Origin of the sequence: Rhodanobacter sp. OR87, from assembly GCF_000473345.1 — a bacterium.
GTDB classification, from domain to species: Bacteria; Pseudomonadota; Gammaproteobacteria; order Xanthomonadales; family Rhodanobacteraceae; genus Rhodanobacter; species Rhodanobacter denitrificans.
On sequence record NZ_AXBJ01000008.1, the window covers coordinates 1 to 15,531 of the forward strand.

The window sequence follows — 15,531 nt, forward strand, 5'->3', positions numbered from 1 at the left end:
GGCTGAGCGTCGTCGCTAATCAGGACACGCAAAGTACCGTCAACCAGAACAACAGCAAGAACCCGAAATTGCCCTGCGATAAAACAACCACAACAAGCGTAGTCACTGCCTCCGACCCCATCGATACCAGTTCAGGTAGCAAAATAGAAAAAGTCACCGATTTCGCCGAGCCCGGCGAAATGGGTCTGACCTTCGAAAGGTATTACAACTCCCGTTTTTCCTGCGCTGGATCCAACGCTCCATGCACGACAAACGTGGGAACGTGGACCACCAATCTGGATTACGAACTGGATGTCATCTGTTACTACCAGAGTACGGGAGGTAATCCGGATCGTCCCATTCGTTGCGGGCCNGTNACCTTTACACGACCCGATGGATCCAGTCTGAATTTCGTATCCACGACGGCCTTCTTCGGGACGACGAACGGAGCCCCGAATCCCGGGCCCTTTTCTCCCGTGGGTACCGCCACGTTGACGAACAATGGCAACAGCACCTACACCTTGCGCGACGAGGACGCCCAGGTGCTGACCTTCGACAGCCAGGGCAATCTGCTTTCGATCAAAGACCCTTCGGGCATCGGCTGGACGCTGACCCATCCCGACGGCAACACCACTGTCGTTACGCACACCAATGGAACGTCATTCAAGGTCGCCTTGGTCGCTGGATCGGGCGGAACCTATGGGTCGGCCAAGCAGATCAATGTGACTGATCCCGCCGGTGGCGTGTATGTCTACCAGTCGACCGTCGGGGTATGGGATTCCTTCACGAACCCCGTCAGTCACCTCGGTGTCGTCAGCTCCGAAACGCTCCCTGGTTCGCCTAGCACCACCGTGGCGTACAAATATCTGCCGGACAACACTACGACCGGTGTCGTGGCTCAAATGACCGAGGTCGACTACAACGGCGTGGCCCACGACGTCACCACCTACGACGGCGCCGGCCGCGCCAACTTATCCAGCATGGCCGATGGCACCCAGAAAACCACGATCGTTTACGGCGGCAACGGCATAGGCCCGACGGCGACGGTGACCAATCCTCTGGGGCATATCGCGGTGTATCAGTACAACGGCAGCCAGTTGTTGCTGTCGGTGACGGGGACGGGCAATGCTGCCTTGCATTGCGACGCTTCGTTTGCCCAGAACACCTACGACGCCAACGGCAACCTGGCGACCTCCGCCGACAACAACGGCAATACCACCCAGTACGTCTACGCGGCCACTGGCTTGCTGCAGAAGAAGACCGAGGCAGCAGGAACGGCATCACAGCGCATAACGGATTTTACGTGGGATACCACGGCAGGCATGGACCGGCCGCTGTCGATCAAGATTGAGGGGCTATCCGAAACCGACTTCGCCTACGACAGCAACAACAGGCTGGCCGCGCAGGCGCTGAAGAACCTAACGACGGTCGGAACGCAGCCGGCGCTGACGACCACCTATGCCTATACGTATTACGCCAACGGCATGCTCAAAACTCGTTCTGTGACTCACCCCTCGTTGAACGGAAGCAACACGGACGTTTACACGTACGACACTCTCGGCAATCTAGCCACGGTCGCCGACGGGCTGGGGCATACCACGACGTATAGCAGTTACAGTCTGCTGGGCCGTCCCGGCCAGATCAGCGGCCCTAACGGTGATGTGACCAATTACACCTACGATGCGCGTGGCCGGGTGGCCAGCATTGTCCGGCATCCCAACGGCGTGGCGGCGACGTGGACCTACACCTATGACGGATTCGGGCTGCCCGCTGGCGTAACGGCTCCCGACAATTCGGTGTCCGGCATCACCCGCAATGCCTATATGCAGGTCACCAGCGTCACGCACAACGACAAGGATGGCACATCCACCGAAAGCTTTTCTTACGATGCCAACGGCGATGTCGTCACGCGTATTGTTGCGAGAGGTGGCGACATCGGTGTCGAGGCGACGGCGAGCTACGACGGGCTGGGTCGCATGTACCAGAAGCATGGCATGCACGGGCAAACCCTCACGTATGCCTACGACAAGAACGACAATGTAGTGTCGGTGACCGATGCGCTCGGTCATGCCATCACGTATCAATACGATGCGCTGAATCGTGTGACCCAGTCGACCGACCCGAACGCCGGCGTCACGAAGTACACGTACGACCTCGCCGGCCATGTCATCACGGTCACCGATCCCCGGGGCTTGGTCACCACGTACGCTTACGACGGTCTCGGGCAACTCTGGAGCCAGTCCAGTCCGGACACCGGCACCACGACCTTCGCCTACGACGCCTACGGACGTCGCTATAGCATGACGCGGGCCGATGGCGTGCAGACGATCTATGGCTATGACACGCTCAATCGTCCCACCAGCGTCAGTGCCGGTGGCTTGACGCAGAGCACCGCCTATGACAGCTGCACGCACGGTATCGGCCGGCCATGCAGTGTGAGCGATGCCAACAGCACCACGTCGTACACCTACACGCCGGAAGGCTGGATCACGGGTCGCGGCTTCTCGATCGGCGGCACCAGTTATGCGTTGGGCTACGGCTACGACAGCGTGGGCCATGTGGCGAGCGTGGTGTACCCCGACGGCAACAGCGCCGCGTACAGCTACATCAACGGGGCGGTGTCGGGCGTCACCGTCACGGTGGGTGGCACCTCGGCCAGCGCGGTCAGTGCGGTGACCTACCGGCCCGGTGGTACGGCGATGGCGTCGTGGACCTCCAGCAATGGGCTGACCAACACACTGGTCTACGACAGCGATGGCCGGCTGGGTAGCATCAACGTGCCTGGCGTGCAGAATCTGGCTTTCACTTACGATGCCGCGGACCGGATCACACAGATCACCAACGGACTCGATGGTTCGATGACCGAGACTATTGGCTACGATGCGATGAGCCATCTCACCACGGAAACCTCCGGCGCTGACAACGAGAGTTACACCTACGATGCCGCCGGTAACCGCACCCACCAGGTGGTCAACGGCAACACGACCACTTATTCCATGGCAGCCACGAGCAACCGTCTGGCCACCCTGTCGGGCACTTGGAATACCACATGGGGCTACGATGCCGAGGGCGCCATCACGACGGCCAACGGTACCACGGTGTACCAGTACGACCCGTTCCACCGTCTGGTCAACGCGAACGGGACGAGCTATGTGATCGGTCCGGAAGGCCAGCGGTTGCGCAAGATGAGTGCGTCGGGGGTCACCACGTATTTTGCGCCCGATCGAAGCGGGACGTTGCTGGCTGAGAACCAGAGCGGGACGTGGATGGATTACGTGTGGTTGAACGGGCGGCTGGTGACGGCGATTGTCAATGGCGGGAAGTATCCGGTGCATGCCGATCAGACGGGACGGCCGATGGCGGTGACCAACTCGAACAGTCAAGCCATCGTGTGGCAGGCGCAGGGCCTTCCCTTCACAAATCAGGTCACGACCAATGTGTGGCGCACCTTCAATCTCGGGTTTCCCGGCCAGTACCATGACCTCGAGAGCGGGATGTGGCAGAACGGTGCGCGGGACTACAATCCTTACATCGGGCGCTACGTCGAGAGCGATCCGATCGGGTTGGCAGGGGGAATCAACACCTATGCCTATGTCGGCAATAATCCGCTCAGCAACATCGATCCTTTTGGCTTGCAGGATACTAGCAAGGAACAGAAGGAGAACGCTGTTCAAGGCGCCACGAATCTCGCAGGAGCAGCCGTCCTTCCTGACAGTGCAGGAGCGGTTTCGGATATCGGAGGCGCACTCGGGCAAGGCGCGGTGGCGATCAGTTCGGGAATACAAACGTTGGCGCAGCAGGACTACAACGCCTTTACGGCACCCGAAGGCGGCACACACATTTATCCAAAATTGTTTGGGGACATGAATTGGTCGCAGTACCCCACTTTTGCCGAAGCATGGAAGGCCTATTTGATGAAGCGGCTTGGAAAATGCCCATGAGCCTGCCGCCTGAAGCCCTTGTAGATTCGACTGATGGCGCCTTTCGGTTGGTGCTGTGTCTGTGGTTCTCTGCATTGCAGGCCAGTGTATGACTGGCATGTCATCGTGGACGCTTCTGGCACAAATACTGCGGCCGTGGCCATACCGTCTGTTGTTCTTTGGGCTCGCTATTGTCGCTCTGTCTGTCTTCACCTATAGATTCAATGACAAGTATAGTGTCCCCCTCATCGCTGCGAAACGCTTCGGAGCTGCCTTATTGGGCGGTCAATTTCTAGCAGCGGCCGCAACGATCTTATTTTTCGGTTGGAACATCGGGTGGCGGATTCACCCTGATCCCGTAATTGTCGAAGACTGGGTTGGAGCGTTTTGGCACTTTTATGTAGACGATTTCTTTTCTAAAGTCGGCCTCGGCTTGGCGGTGCTCGGTCTTGTATTGGCGGGTGGTGTGACGTGGAAATCCATCGGGATTAGACGTCCCAGTCTTTCGATCCCATCGGTATTAGTTATCGTTGCTGTGGCCTATCTTGTTTTGCATTTTTTGGTAGCGCCAGTCAGCTTGAACCTTTGGGAATGGTGCCTCAGATTTTTTGGCGCCGATTTAAGTCAAGGCAATGATGGTATTGATCCACTGCAGTGGGAAGTGTGGAGCTTAAGACAAGTCGCCAGTCAGATCGGCATTCTTGGGCCTGCACTAATCGTGCTTTGTATAGGGATTTTGGCGCCAGTTATCGAGGAGATGTTCTTTCGAGGCATGCTGTTTACGGCCTTGTTAGAGAGGTTACCGACTTGGGGTGCGTTGATCGGCCAAGCACTACTATTTGCAGTGATACACCTCGATTTGGTGCGATTGCCCTATCTGATTGTGCTTGGTCTGGTACTTGGTTACTTGGTAAAGCGAACATCTTCTCTGCTGCCCGCAGTGCTTTTGCATATCATTATCAATGTCCTTTCATTGATCGCCGTGATGACTTAGGAATTCGGAACCCTATGAGTATGAGCACGCATCTCTCCTAAGTAAGATCTATACCATGGTTTACGAGAGGATTTGGAAATCACATGGTTCATCGCGTGATTGGTGGTGTCGTTGTGTTGATATGGCTGTGGATGGGTTGCCATATGCATCACTGGGTTCCTAGCCTGGGGGTCGCTGCGTCCTCCGATATCAGCTTGTATGCGGGTCGAGGCGGTGGAGTCTTTTATGTCCTGCTTATGCCGCTGCTCGCGGCAACCTTGCTGATCTTTCCCGATTTCTTTGTAGACCATTTCAGCCCTTCCTCAGAGATGACCAACGAGCCGCTACTCGAAGCGAGCTTCTGGCGGCTCTGTGGCTATTTCACCCTGTTGGTGAGTTGGGGCTTGTTACAGCTGTTTCGTTAAATGGAGGAGCCGAAGTTGGCTCACCACCATACGGAGCTTACGGGGGTTACGCCGAACACCGCATGCCCTCCGTGCAGGCCCAACGTAATGCCTCCGCATCTACTCCTGCGTGATGATGTCGCGACGCAGCATTCGGATGCTCATCGAAGTAGCGCTCAATCAGCGGAGCGATGTCGTCACGCAGTACCAAGGTTTGATTGACAACATGAGGCGCCCCGAGATTCATCTGCAAACTGAAACCTTCCAGCGCGCAGCGAAAAAGCTTGCCATCATTGACGTGGTCGTAGAGCACAAACGAACGAGGGCCTCGGGGTCGTGCCTTGTGAAACCTCGGATAAGGGGCCGGAAGCTGAGGTTTCCCCACGAATCTTCTCGTTCAATCAACACGTTGCATGCTGGTTGAAGGAACAGTGCGCGCATGATGCGGTCAATCCTCACGGGTTACGAAGCCAGAGGAGACCACACCATGCACGCCACCAAAGTATTGCAAAAGTGCCTGGGCGATGCACTGCAGCCGATGCATGCACTGCGCCGTCGCGTGCTGTTGCGTGCCGTGGAAGCATTGATCCATGGCCGTCGTCTAACCCTGATTGATGTCGCCCGCGGGTGGCCCGGTGCGGAGCGCATCCGCGCGCCGCTGAAGGCACTGGATCGACTGCTGGGTAATCGACATCTGCACGCTGAGCGTGAACACGTGCACGGAGCCATGGCGCGCTGGTTATTGCGCGGCCCGCATCCGGTCATCGTGCTGGACTGGTGTGACCTGAAAGCGGATCGGTGCTGGCATCTGTTGCGCGCGGCGGTTCCCGTCGGCGGGCGGACCCTGACGATACTGGACATGGTATTTCCCGATGGACAACAAGGTTCGCCAGCGGCAGAGAAACGATTTCTGCAGCGATTGGCGGCGCTGATTCCCCAGGATGTGCGGCCGATTCTGGTGACCGATGCTGGCTTTCGCGCGCCATGGTTTCGCGCTGTCGAAGCAATGGGCTGGCACTGGCTGGGACGGCTGCGCCACCGCACGCTGGTGAAGCCCACTGATGCAGTGGATACGCCGGATGCATGGGTGCCGTGCCGAGCGCTCTACGAGCTGGCCGTCGCCGCACCGCGCGACTTGGGGCTGATGGATACGGTGCGTGCCAAGCCCTGGTGCTGTCGCGTGGTGGTGCATGCCAGACCACCGAAGGGACGCAGACAACGCAACCGTCAGGGCATGCCGTCACGCACCAAGAAGAGCCAAGAGAACGCGGCCCGCGAACGCGAGCCATGGCTTCTCATCGCTTCGCCTGCACGGAGGCACCTGAGCGCCCGACAAATGGTGGCGCTGTATGCCCGGCGCACGCAGATTGAACTGTCCTTCCACGACTTGAAATCACACCGCTACGGCCACGCCTTTGAGGACAGTTTGACTCGCAAGGGCAAGCGCATCGAAGTGTTGCTGCTGCTCCATACGATGGCGGCGTTCGCCAGTTGGCTGGTCGGCATGGCGTGCGAAACGGCAGGTATCGACCAATGGTTGGCACCCTTTCGATCGAAGCGACGGCTGTACTCGATCATGCGACTTGGCCGTGAGGCGCTGGTGCGACGATGGTCAAACGTCAGGCTCGACGAACTCATGGAACAGATACGAAAGCCATCTCCGGCGCTGCTCGATCAGATGGCTGTGACAGCATGAAAACGTGGGGAAACCTCAGGGACGGAGGGAATTAAGCGATCACTTATTCCATGGCAGCCACGAGCAACCGTCTGGCCACCCCGTCGGGCACTTGGAACACCACATGGGGCTACGATGCCGATGGCGCCATTACCACGGTCAACGGCACCACGGTGTACCAGCGGGACGTGCAGGCGGAGCCGAGGAGGCTGGGGGGCATGGCGATGATCTTCATGCGCGCTTGTGCAGGAAGACGTGGCAGGCGCGTTCGCCTATCACCTGCCGGGTGCAGGCGTAGCCCAGCGCGGGCAGGTCGAGGCCGCCAAGCAGGTGTTCGCCGGTACCTAGCAGTACGGGCCGCAGGGCCAGGTGCAGTTCGTCGATCAGGCCGGCGCGCAGGTATTCGCGCACCGTAGCTACGCCGCCGCCGAGGCGCACGTCGAGGCCTCCGGCAGCGGCGCGAGCCTGCCGAAGCGCGGCCTCGATGCCTTCGGTGACGAAATGGAACTCGGTGCCGCCGGCCATGCGCAGGCTGGGGCGCGGGTGGTGGGTGAGCACGAACACCGGCGTGTGGTACGGCGGCTCGTCGCCCCACCAGCCTTGCCAGCTCTCGTCCGGCCAGGGGCCGCGCACGGGGCCGAACATGTTGCGCCCGAGGATCCACGCGCCGATGCCGGCGAAACCCTGCTCGGCGAGGTCGTTGTCGACGCCGGTCTCGCCGCCGTCCTGGCCCTGCATGCGCCGCCACAGCCGGGTGGGGAAGAACCATTCCATCAGTTCCGGGCCGCCGACGCCGAGCGGGTGCTCGAGGTCCTGGCCCGGCCCGGCGCCGTAGCCGTCGATGGAAAGCGCAAAGCTCTGCACGCGAAGTTTTGACATGGCTGGTCCGCCGTGCCGCCCGAGGTCGCTGCAGTCTACCCGTCACAGCAGCCGCAGGTCGTGCGGCCGCGCCTGCGGGAACACCGTCTGCAGCTGATTGACGGATAGCCCCCACAGCCGCGCGAACAGCCCGCCCAGCACGTCGCGGCAGTCGTTGAGCACGCGGTAGTCGCGGTCCTGCAGCAGGTTCTGCCGGTTCACCGCGAGCTGTTCGCCGACGATGCGGCCGCCGGCGACCCTGCCGCCCAGCACCCAGTGCACGGTGCCGTGGCCGTGGTCGGTGCCGCGGTCGCCGTTCTCGCGGAAGGTGCGGCCGAACTCGGAGAGCACCACTACGGTGGTGTCGTGCCAGGCGTCGCCCAAGGTGTCGGCGTAGGCGGCGAGGCCTTCGCCGAGGTTCTTCAGGTTGTTGGCCAGGTCACCCTGGGTGCTGCCCTGGTTGACGTGGGTGTCCCAGCCGCCCACGTCGACGAAGCCGAGCCGGTATTCGTCGCGCATCAGGGCGGCGATGCGCCGCGTCTCGGCGGCGAAGCTGCGCGCGCCGGGCGCGCCGCGGCTGGCCGCCAGCATCTCCTCGCGCAGGTCGGCGGAGATGCTGCGCGGCAGGGCCAGGCCGTCGGCGCTGGCCCGGGCCAGCGGGGTGTCCCGGTACATGCCGGAGAGGATCGCCGCCTGGCGTTCGTCGAAGTGCGCCTTGGGCTCGGCCTTCAGCGAGATGTTGGGGATGTCGCGCCCGGCGCCCTGGAAGGCGAGCGGCAGGTTGCTGGTGAAGGCGATCGGCGGCACCCCGGCGAGCAGGCCGGACAGCCGCGCGAGGAAGCCGGAGCGGTAGTCGCCGGCGTGGCCCTGCGGCTGGCCGCGCTCGATGTGGTCCTGGGTCTCGAAGTGGCTGCGCGAGAGGTCGTCGGTGCCGGCGAACGGGATGAAAGCGAGCTGCTTCTTCTGCCACAGCGGCAGCAGTGTGTCGTGCAGCACCGGGTTGAGGCCCCAGTCCGCGTCCAGCGCCACCGCGCTGTCGGGATTGTTGGCGTCGGGTTTGGCGATGGCGAGCGTGGGGCGGGACTCGTAGTAGAAATCGCTGGCGCAGGGCACCAGCAGGTTGTTGCAGTCGTAGCCGCCGCGCAGGAACACCAGCAGGAAGCGCGGTGAGTCCGCGGGCGCGGCGAACAGCCGGCCGGAGCACGACAGCGTGGCCGCGGCGGTGGCGCCGGCGGCGGCGAGCAGGAATTCGCGGCGGTTCATGGCAGGCCTCAGCGGTAGTTGAAGTCGGGCGAGGACAACAGGAAGGTGTTCCATTCCGCTGGCGACTTCGCCTGGGCCAGCGCGTGGCGGGTGGCCTCGGACAGTCGCGGCGCGATGGCGTCGCGGTACAGCGCCGAGTCGCGCAGCGCGGGCGGTCCGGCTGGCTCGGGCGATGCGCCGCCGCCCTCGGCGGCGAACAGCCGGTTGCGGCCGCTGCCGATCACACCGGCGAAGTCGAAGCGCTTGCCCAGCTGGCCCGAGCCGGTCCAGCTGGCCGAGTCCAGCGGCCAGCCGTCCGGGGTGACGCGGCCGTACAGCGGCTCGCCCATCTGCTGCAGCCAGTTCGCCAGCGGCGCGGTGTTCGGCACCGGCTGGCCGTCGTAGGCCAGGCGCAGCGACGAGACCACGAAGCGCATCGGGTCCTTGAACTTGCGCGGGTCCGGCGCGGCGGCCTCCGTCGACAGCAGCATGGTGCGCAGCACTGCCGCGATGTCGCCGTCGCTGCGCCGGAAGGTGTCGGCCATCGCGTCCACCAGCGCGGGCGGAGGCCGGTCGGCGACGAAGTACTCGGCCAGCCGCTGCGAGATGAAGTGCGCGCAGGCGGGCTGGCGCACGATCAGGTCCACCGCCTGGCCAATCTCGGCGTAGCCGCGGCCTTCGATGGTGTGGCCGAGGAAGGTCTTGTCGCCGAAGTCGTGCCGATTCGGATTGAACACGAACAGGCCGCCGCGCACCACGCCGAGCCGCTCGCGGCCGCGGCGCGCAAGGCGCCGCGGCGGCTGCAGTTGCAGGCCGGCGCCGGTGAGCACGCGCATCAGCTGCTGCACGTCGGCCTGGCTGTAACCGGCGCCCACGCCCAGCGTGTGCAGCTCCATCAGCTCGCGCGCGTAGTTCTCGTTGGTCCGGTCGCGGGCGTTGCGCGCGTTGTCGAGGAACGCCAGCATGGCCGGACTCTGCAGCGTGGCCATCACCAGGTCGCGGAACTTGCCCAGCGCGTGCGGGCGGATCACGTTCTCCTCGTAGTCGGCGGCAAACACGCGCACCGGGCCCTTGCCGGCGTACACGCTGAAGTGGTTGAGCCAGAACCACACCAGCTGCTCCTTCAGCTGGTTGCCGCCGCGGATCGCGTGCAGCAGCTCGGCCTGCGCGGCCTGCTGCACCAGTTCGCGACGGTACTGGCCGAGTGCCTGCTTGGCCGCGTCCTTGGCCGGGCCGGCCGGGGTGTCCTTGTACTGCTGCTGCCGTGCGCGGAAGTCGGCCAGCAGCTCGGTCAGCGGCGTGGCCAGCAGCGGCAGCGCCCGGATCTGCGCGGCGACCGCGGGCGGCAGGCGGTCGTCGCCGGCCAGCTGCTCGTCGAGGAAGCGCACGCGGCCCAGCTGGCGGTAGCGCGCCAGGGTGGCGCTGTCCAGGCCGAAGCCGTCGCGGCGCAACCAGGCGATGTCGCCGGGGGCGAGTTCGCCCGCGATGGCGCGGGAGGCGGGCAGCCGGTCCGGTGGCGTCTGTCCGGCGCCGGCCAGCGCGGGCGGCATGGTCAACAACAGGCCAAGCATGGGTGCGAGGCGGCAAAGTGTGTTGGGCACGTGGCGATTCCGGCAGGGCAATGCAGGAAGCAACGCCAGACGCATTCGCCGGATGACCCTCTTGCGGTGGTGGCCGGGCGGCTGTTTTCGTTGCGTTCAGATGGAAGGGTCCGCAGCTTTATGCCGCCGCCCCGCTCACGTAAGCTGGCAAGCCGAGACCGGCGGCAGGCAAGGGGCCCATCGACGATGGTGGCAAGTCAGGTTCATCCGCTGCTGCGCGACCGCGTCGCGGGCCTGTCGCCGGAGGTGGTGCGGCTGCTTGGCGAGGCAGGTGATGCGATGACCGGCGGCGAGCTGGAGCGCGCCGCGGCGGCGCTGGCCGCGGCGCTGGCGCTGGCGCCGGAGAGCACGGAGGCGTTGCGCCTGTCGGCCCAGCTGCAGCAGTTGCGCGGCGAGCACGCGCAGGCGGTGGCGATCCTGCGCGAGGCGCTGGCGAAGGATCCGCGCGATGCCGTGCTGCATATCAGCCTGGGTGTTGCGCTGCAGTCCAGCGGCGAGAACGAGGCCGCGTTGTCGGCGCTGCAGCGGGCCTGTGAACTGGCGCCCGACTTCGCTCCGGCATGGTTCAACCGGGGCCGGATGTTCCAGCTGCTGGGCCGCCCGGCCGGGGCAATCACCGCGCTGCACCGCGCACTGGATGTCGACCCGGGGCACCTGGCGGCGCGGCTGCTGCTGGCTTCGGCGCAGGCCGACCTCGGTGCCGAGGTGCAGGCGGCCGCGAACTATCGCGAGGTGCTGCGGCGTGAGCCCGGCCAGCCGGAGGCCTGGAGCGGCCTGGCCGCGCTGGACGCCGAGCGCTTCAGCAGCGACGACGTGGCCCGTCTGCAGCAGGTGCTGCAGGCGCCGCAGCCGACGCCGCGCGCGCGCATCCAGCTCGGCTTCGCGCTGGCCCGCGCGCTGGAAGACCAGGCCGATTACCGCGCGGCCTTCCGCGCCTTGCGCAAGGCCAACGGGTGGCGGCACCGGCAGCTGAACTGGAACGCGGCAAGCATGTGCGCGCACGTCGACGCCATGCTCGCCGCATTCGCCGAACCGCTGGCCGGGGCCGCGGATGCCGCACTCGGCGAGCAGGTGATCTTCCTCATGGCGCTGCCGCACGCCGGCGCCGCATTGACCGGGCAGATCCTTGCCGCCCACCCGTACGTGGGCGGCGTCGACGAGTCGCCCGACCTGCAGCGGGTGATCGGCGAGGAGTCGGCGCGGCGCGGACGACCGCTGCTGCAGTGGATCGGTGCGGCCACGCCGGCGGACTGGGCGCGGCTGGGCCGGGACTACCTGGCGCGTACCGCGCCCGTGTGCCGCGGCCGGCCGCGCTTCGTCGATGCATACCGGCTGAACTGGCGCGTGGCCGGCGTGGCGCTGGCGATGCTGCCCGGCGCGCGGGTGGTGCATTGCCGGCGCGATGCGCTGGAAACCTGCTTCGCCTGCTACCGCCAGCTGTTCGCCAGCGGCCACGATTTCAGCTACGACCTGGACGACATCGCCAGCTACTGGCGCGACCACGAGCGGCTCGGCCGGCATTGGCAGCGGCTGTTCCCGCAGCGCTACCTCGAGCACGACTACGAGGCGCTGCTGGCCGAGCCCGAGGCGCAGGTGCAGCGGTTGCTGGCGTTCTGCGGGCTGGAGGTCGACCCGGCCTGCCTGGCGGGCTTCCGGCACGGGCCGGCGCAGGCGCGCACGGCACTGCGCGGGCGCCAGCCCTGGCCGCGCGAACCGGCGCTGGCCGCGCGCTACGGCGCCGAGCTGGATCGCCTGCGGCTGTTGCTGGGCGCGCGCTGATCCGCGCGCTGTTCAACGTTGCGGCGAACGCGCCGCGGCCAGCCGGCGTTGCCGCGGCGGTTCGCCGAGCAGCACCGGCAGCCACGGCGTGAACGGCTGCGGCACGATGCCGAGCGCGGCGTAGCCGTCCACCTTGCCGACCGAATCGGTGCGCAGCGAGCGGAAGTTGTCCAGCGAAAACGGCTTGCCGGGCAGCAGCTCGGCGAACTGCGCCTGCAGCCGGCCGAGGCTGTCGGGCAGTGCCACGACCGGCGTGCGCAGGCCGGCGGCAGCGCGGATCTTGCGCACGATCTCGCCCAGCGTGAGCACCTCGGGACCGTACAGCTCGAAGCTGCGCCGTTGACCCAGCTTCGCGTGGTCGACGCAGCGGGCGATCGCCTCGGCCACGTCGCCGACCCAGGTGGGCGCCATCCGCGCCTTCGCGCGTGCCAGCGGCAGCACCGGCATCTGTCGCAGCAGCTTGGCGAAGCGGCTGACCAGGCCGTCGCCGGGGCCGAAGATCACGCTGGGCTGGTAGATCGTCCAGTCCAGCGCGGAGGCCTTGACCAGCGCCTCGGCCTCGCCGCGACTCTTCAGGTACTGCGACAGGCCCTGGCCGGCCTTCAGCGAGCTCATCTGGTGCAGGCGGCCCACGCCGCTGGCGTGGCAGGCGGCGATCAGCCGGCGGGCAAGTTCCACGTGCACCCGCTGGAAGCCGTCGCGGCCGTGCGGGTTGAGGATGCCGACCAGGTTGATCACCGCGTCGGCGCCGGCCAGCTGCCGGCGCAGCACGTCGTCGTCGTGGATGTCGGCGTTGCGCACGCTGACCGTGGGCAGCACGCCGAGTTCGCGGTGCTGCTCGCGGTTGCGGCTGAGCAGCATGATGCGGTGGCCGTCGGCGGCCAGTCGCGGCACCAGGCGGCTGCCGACGAAACCGGTGCCGCCGAGGATGACGAGTTGCTGTGCGGCCATGGGATTTCCTCGATGGAGCTTCAGGGCGAGACGCTGCCGGCGACGGCCGCTGCCGACGCCGCCTCGGCGGGACAGTCGACTGCCCGGCGCGCTGTCGCGGCAGTCGGCACGGCATACGGCTGGCCGATCGGACTCATGCGGGTGGCCAGCGGCACCACCGTGTCGCCGCTCAGGCGCCAATCGTAGATCACGCTGAAAGCCATCACCCGCGCCACGTACTCGCGGGTTTCCCGGTACGGGATGGTGGCGACGAACAGGTCCGGCGCCAGCATGCCGCGCGTGGCCAGCCACTGCTCGACCTTGTTCGGGCCGGCGTTGTAGGCGGCGCTGGCCAGCCACGGCGAGCCGTTGAAGCGTGCGGCCATCTGCGCCAGGTAGCGCGTGCCCAGCGCGATGTTGGTGGCCGGGTCGTACAGCGTGTCGCCGCCGCCCCAGTCGAGCCCGTTGCGCTTCGCCACCAGCGCGGCGGTGGCCGGCAGCAGCTGCATCAGGCCGCGCGCGTCGGCACCGGATTGGGCATCGCTCATCCAGGCGCTTTCCGCGCGCAGGATGCCGTAGGCCCAGGCCGGCTCGATCCCGGCTTGCCCGGCCTGCGGCACCAGGCCGTCCTGGCTGGCCAGCGGGAAGCGCAGGTCGTACAGCCGCAGGGCGTCGCCGCTGCTCAGGGTGAACACGGCGCGGTCGTACCAGCCGCGGCGGTTGGCCATGTCGGCGGCGACCCGCTGGGTATCCGGGTCGGCGTCCTGCAAGGCGCGCGCCCACTCGCGCCGGGCGAACTTGGGCAGATCCACCGCATACAACTCGAACGCACGCAACAGGCCGGGGTTGGCCAGCAGGGCCTGTTCGCGTTGCGGGTCGTCGGCCAGGGTCAACGGACAGATCGCGTACGGCCGGTCGAGCCGGTCGGCGGACAGGAAGCCGAAGAAGGTGGGCTTGTCGGCCTGGGCCTCGAACAGCGGGCGGGCTTCGTCGTCACGGCCCAGCGCGGCCAGCGCGCGGCCGCGGAAATACTGCCATTCGCTGTCCTGCCGCTGATCGGCGGGCATCGCGTCGAGGCCGGCCAGCACCGCACTCCAGTCCTGCTGCGCCAGCGCCACGCGCACCCGCCATTCGCGGGTGCCGTCGGTCTGCGCGGCGGCAGGCAGGGCGATCAGCCGGGCCAGCGCGCCGTCGTCGAAATCGGTGGCGTGGTACAGCGCCAGCGCCTGCAGGATCTGGTTGCGCTGCGCCTCGCTGAAGCTGAAGCGGGACTGCAGTTGCTGCCAGGCGGCGTCGGCGGCGTCGACATCGCGCCGGGCCTGGCGGGTCAGCGCCAGCGTGGCGGCCTGGCGCTGGCGCGGCTGGTCGGGCCAGCTGCGCGCGGCGTCCAGCGCGGCGGCCGGATCGCGCAGTGCCAGCGCCAGCTGCAGCGCGCTGGCGCGGCCGGGTTCGGCGAGCCAACCGGCCAGGCTGGCGATGGTGCCGGCCTGGCCGGCGTCGGCGGCGCGGTCGATCCGCGTCCACAGTCGCGCCTCGGTCAACAGGCCCTGCGTGTGCGCGGCGGCGAGCACCGGGTCGCAGGCGTCGGGCAGGCTTGGCTTGGCCCACAGCGCGGCGAGGTCGCGCTCGAACTCCAGCGTGCCGCCGCCGGCCAGCCGCGCCTGCAGCGCGTCGCAGGCGAGCGTGTCGCCGAGGCCGCTCTGGTACAGCGCGAGGAACGTGCTCCAGTCCTGCCGCCGCGCCAGCTCCCGCAGGAACGCGCGGCGCAGGTCGGCGGCGGGGATCCAGTCCGGGTATTGCGCCAGGTACGCCTCCACGCTGGCGCGGTCGAGCTGCTGGATGTCGTGCTGCAGGGCCGCCGCCGGCAGGTACGGGTACAGCGGGTAGTCGTGCAGGTTGGCCGCCAGCTGCCGCCAGCCATCGCCGCCTTGCTGGGCGGCGGCATAGGCCTGCCGGAAGGCCGCGCGCTGGGCGGCGTCGGGGGCGGCGGCTCGCGCCGGCACGCTCGTCAGCAGCCAGCCGGCGAGCAGCAGCCCGGTGAGCAGGATGCGCCGCGGCGAGAGGAAGACGGACATGGAGGCTCCTGCGGTGGATCACGGGCAGTGTAGTCGATGCGCCTGAACCGCTTGTCGCGCGGCGGTGAGGGTGTGCCGGCGCGCCTGCTAAGCTG

Annotated in this window: 11 protein-coding genes and 1 pseudogene; 6 read left to right on the forward strand and 6 right to left on the reverse strand. The window is 66.1% G+C overall.

Annotation, left to right across the window (positions count from 1 at the left end; all coding sequences use genetic code 11):
* Positions 1-68: 68 nt before the first annotated feature.
* The 4 genes and pseudogenes from RHOOR87_RS20740 to RHOOR87_RS0109005 form a co-directional block, all read left to right on the forward strand.
* A pseudogene (locus tag RHOOR87_RS20740) lies at positions 69-281 on the forward strand (DUF6531 domain-containing protein); the annotation flags it as partial.
* A gap of 174 nt (positions 282-455) precedes the next feature.
* Positions 456-3,920, forward strand: coding sequence for an RHS repeat-associated core domain-containing protein (locus RHOOR87_RS0108995; protein WP_027484831.1), 3,465 nt, complete (start codon positions 456-458; stop codon positions 3,918-3,920).
* A gap of 97 nt (positions 3,921-4,017) precedes the next feature.
* The gene (locus tag RHOOR87_RS19810; protein ID WP_157769689.1) at positions 4,018-4,893 is read left to right on the forward strand and encodes a CPBP family intramembrane glutamic endopeptidase; all 876 of its coding nucleotides are present in this window, start codon (positions 4,018-4,020) and stop codon (positions 4,891-4,893) included.
* A gap of 83 nt (positions 4,894-4,976) precedes the next feature.
* Positions 4,977-5,297 carry a hypothetical protein gene (locus RHOOR87_RS0109005; protein ID WP_007508893.1) on the forward strand — a complete coding sequence of 107 codons (321 nt, stop codon included), beginning with the start codon at positions 4,977-4,979 and terminating at the stop codon, positions 5,295-5,297.
* A gap of 46 nt (positions 5,298-5,343) precedes the next feature.
* Here the strand turns inward: RHOOR87_RS0109005 and RHOOR87_RS20350 are convergent, their stop codons facing one another.
* Positions 5,344-5,589 carry a hypothetical protein gene (locus RHOOR87_RS20350; protein WP_155950937.1) on the reverse strand — a complete coding sequence of 82 codons (246 nt, stop codon included), beginning with the start codon at positions 5,587-5,589 and terminating at the stop codon, positions 5,344-5,346.
* Positions 5,590-5,763: 174 nt separating this feature from the next.
* Here RHOOR87_RS20350 and RHOOR87_RS0109015 point away from each other — a divergent pair, with 174 nt between their 5' ends.
* Positions 5,764-6,972, forward strand: a complete 1,209-nt coding sequence (locus tag RHOOR87_RS0109015; protein ID WP_043292197.1) for an IS4 family transposase — start codon at positions 5,764-5,766, stop codon at positions 6,970-6,972.
* Between the two features lie 210 nt (positions 6,973-7,182).
* Here RHOOR87_RS0109015 and RHOOR87_RS0109025 read toward each other — a convergent pair whose 3' ends face one another.
* Genes RHOOR87_RS0109025 through RHOOR87_RS0109035 form a run of 3 tightly spaced genes read right to left on the reverse strand, consistent with a single transcriptional unit; the run spans position 7,183 to position 10,652 of the window.
* Positions 7,183-7,830, reverse strand: a complete 648-nt coding sequence (locus RHOOR87_RS0109025) for a dihydrofolate reductase family protein (protein WP_007508897.1) — start codon at positions 7,828-7,830, stop codon at positions 7,183-7,185.
* Between the two features lie 42 nt (positions 7,831-7,872).
* Entirely contained in the window at positions 7,873-9,072 is a 1,200-nt protein-coding gene (locus RHOOR87_RS0109030; RefSeq protein ID WP_007508900.1) for a DUF1501 domain-containing protein, read from the reverse strand.
* Positions 9,073-9,080: 8 nt separating this feature from the next.
* Positions 9,081-10,652, reverse strand: a complete 1,572-nt coding sequence (locus RHOOR87_RS0109035; protein WP_231381751.1) for a DUF1800 domain-containing protein — start codon at positions 10,650-10,652, stop codon at positions 9,081-9,083.
* A 186-nt stretch (positions 10,653-10,838) separates the two neighbouring features.
* On the opposite strand from RHOOR87_RS0109035, the gene RHOOR87_RS0109040 reads away from it, so the two are divergent.
* Positions 10,839-12,431, forward strand: a complete 1,593-nt coding sequence (locus RHOOR87_RS0109040) for a sulfotransferase (protein WP_007508904.1) — start codon at positions 10,839-10,841, stop codon at positions 12,429-12,431.
* A gap of 12 nt (positions 12,432-12,443) precedes the next feature.
* Here RHOOR87_RS0109040 and RHOOR87_RS0109045 read toward each other — a convergent pair whose 3' ends face one another.
* Positions 12,444-13,382, reverse strand: coding sequence for a complex I NDUFA9 subunit family protein (locus RHOOR87_RS0109045; protein WP_027484835.1), 939 nt, complete (start codon positions 13,380-13,382; stop codon positions 12,444-12,446).
* A gap of 20 nt (positions 13,383-13,402) precedes the next feature.
* Complete coding sequence (locus RHOOR87_RS0109050) at positions 13,403-15,436, reverse strand: transglycosylase SLT domain-containing protein (protein WP_007508909.1); 2,034 nt, start codon at positions 15,434-15,436, stop codon at positions 13,403-13,405.
* Positions 15,437-15,531: the final 95 nt, after the last annotated feature.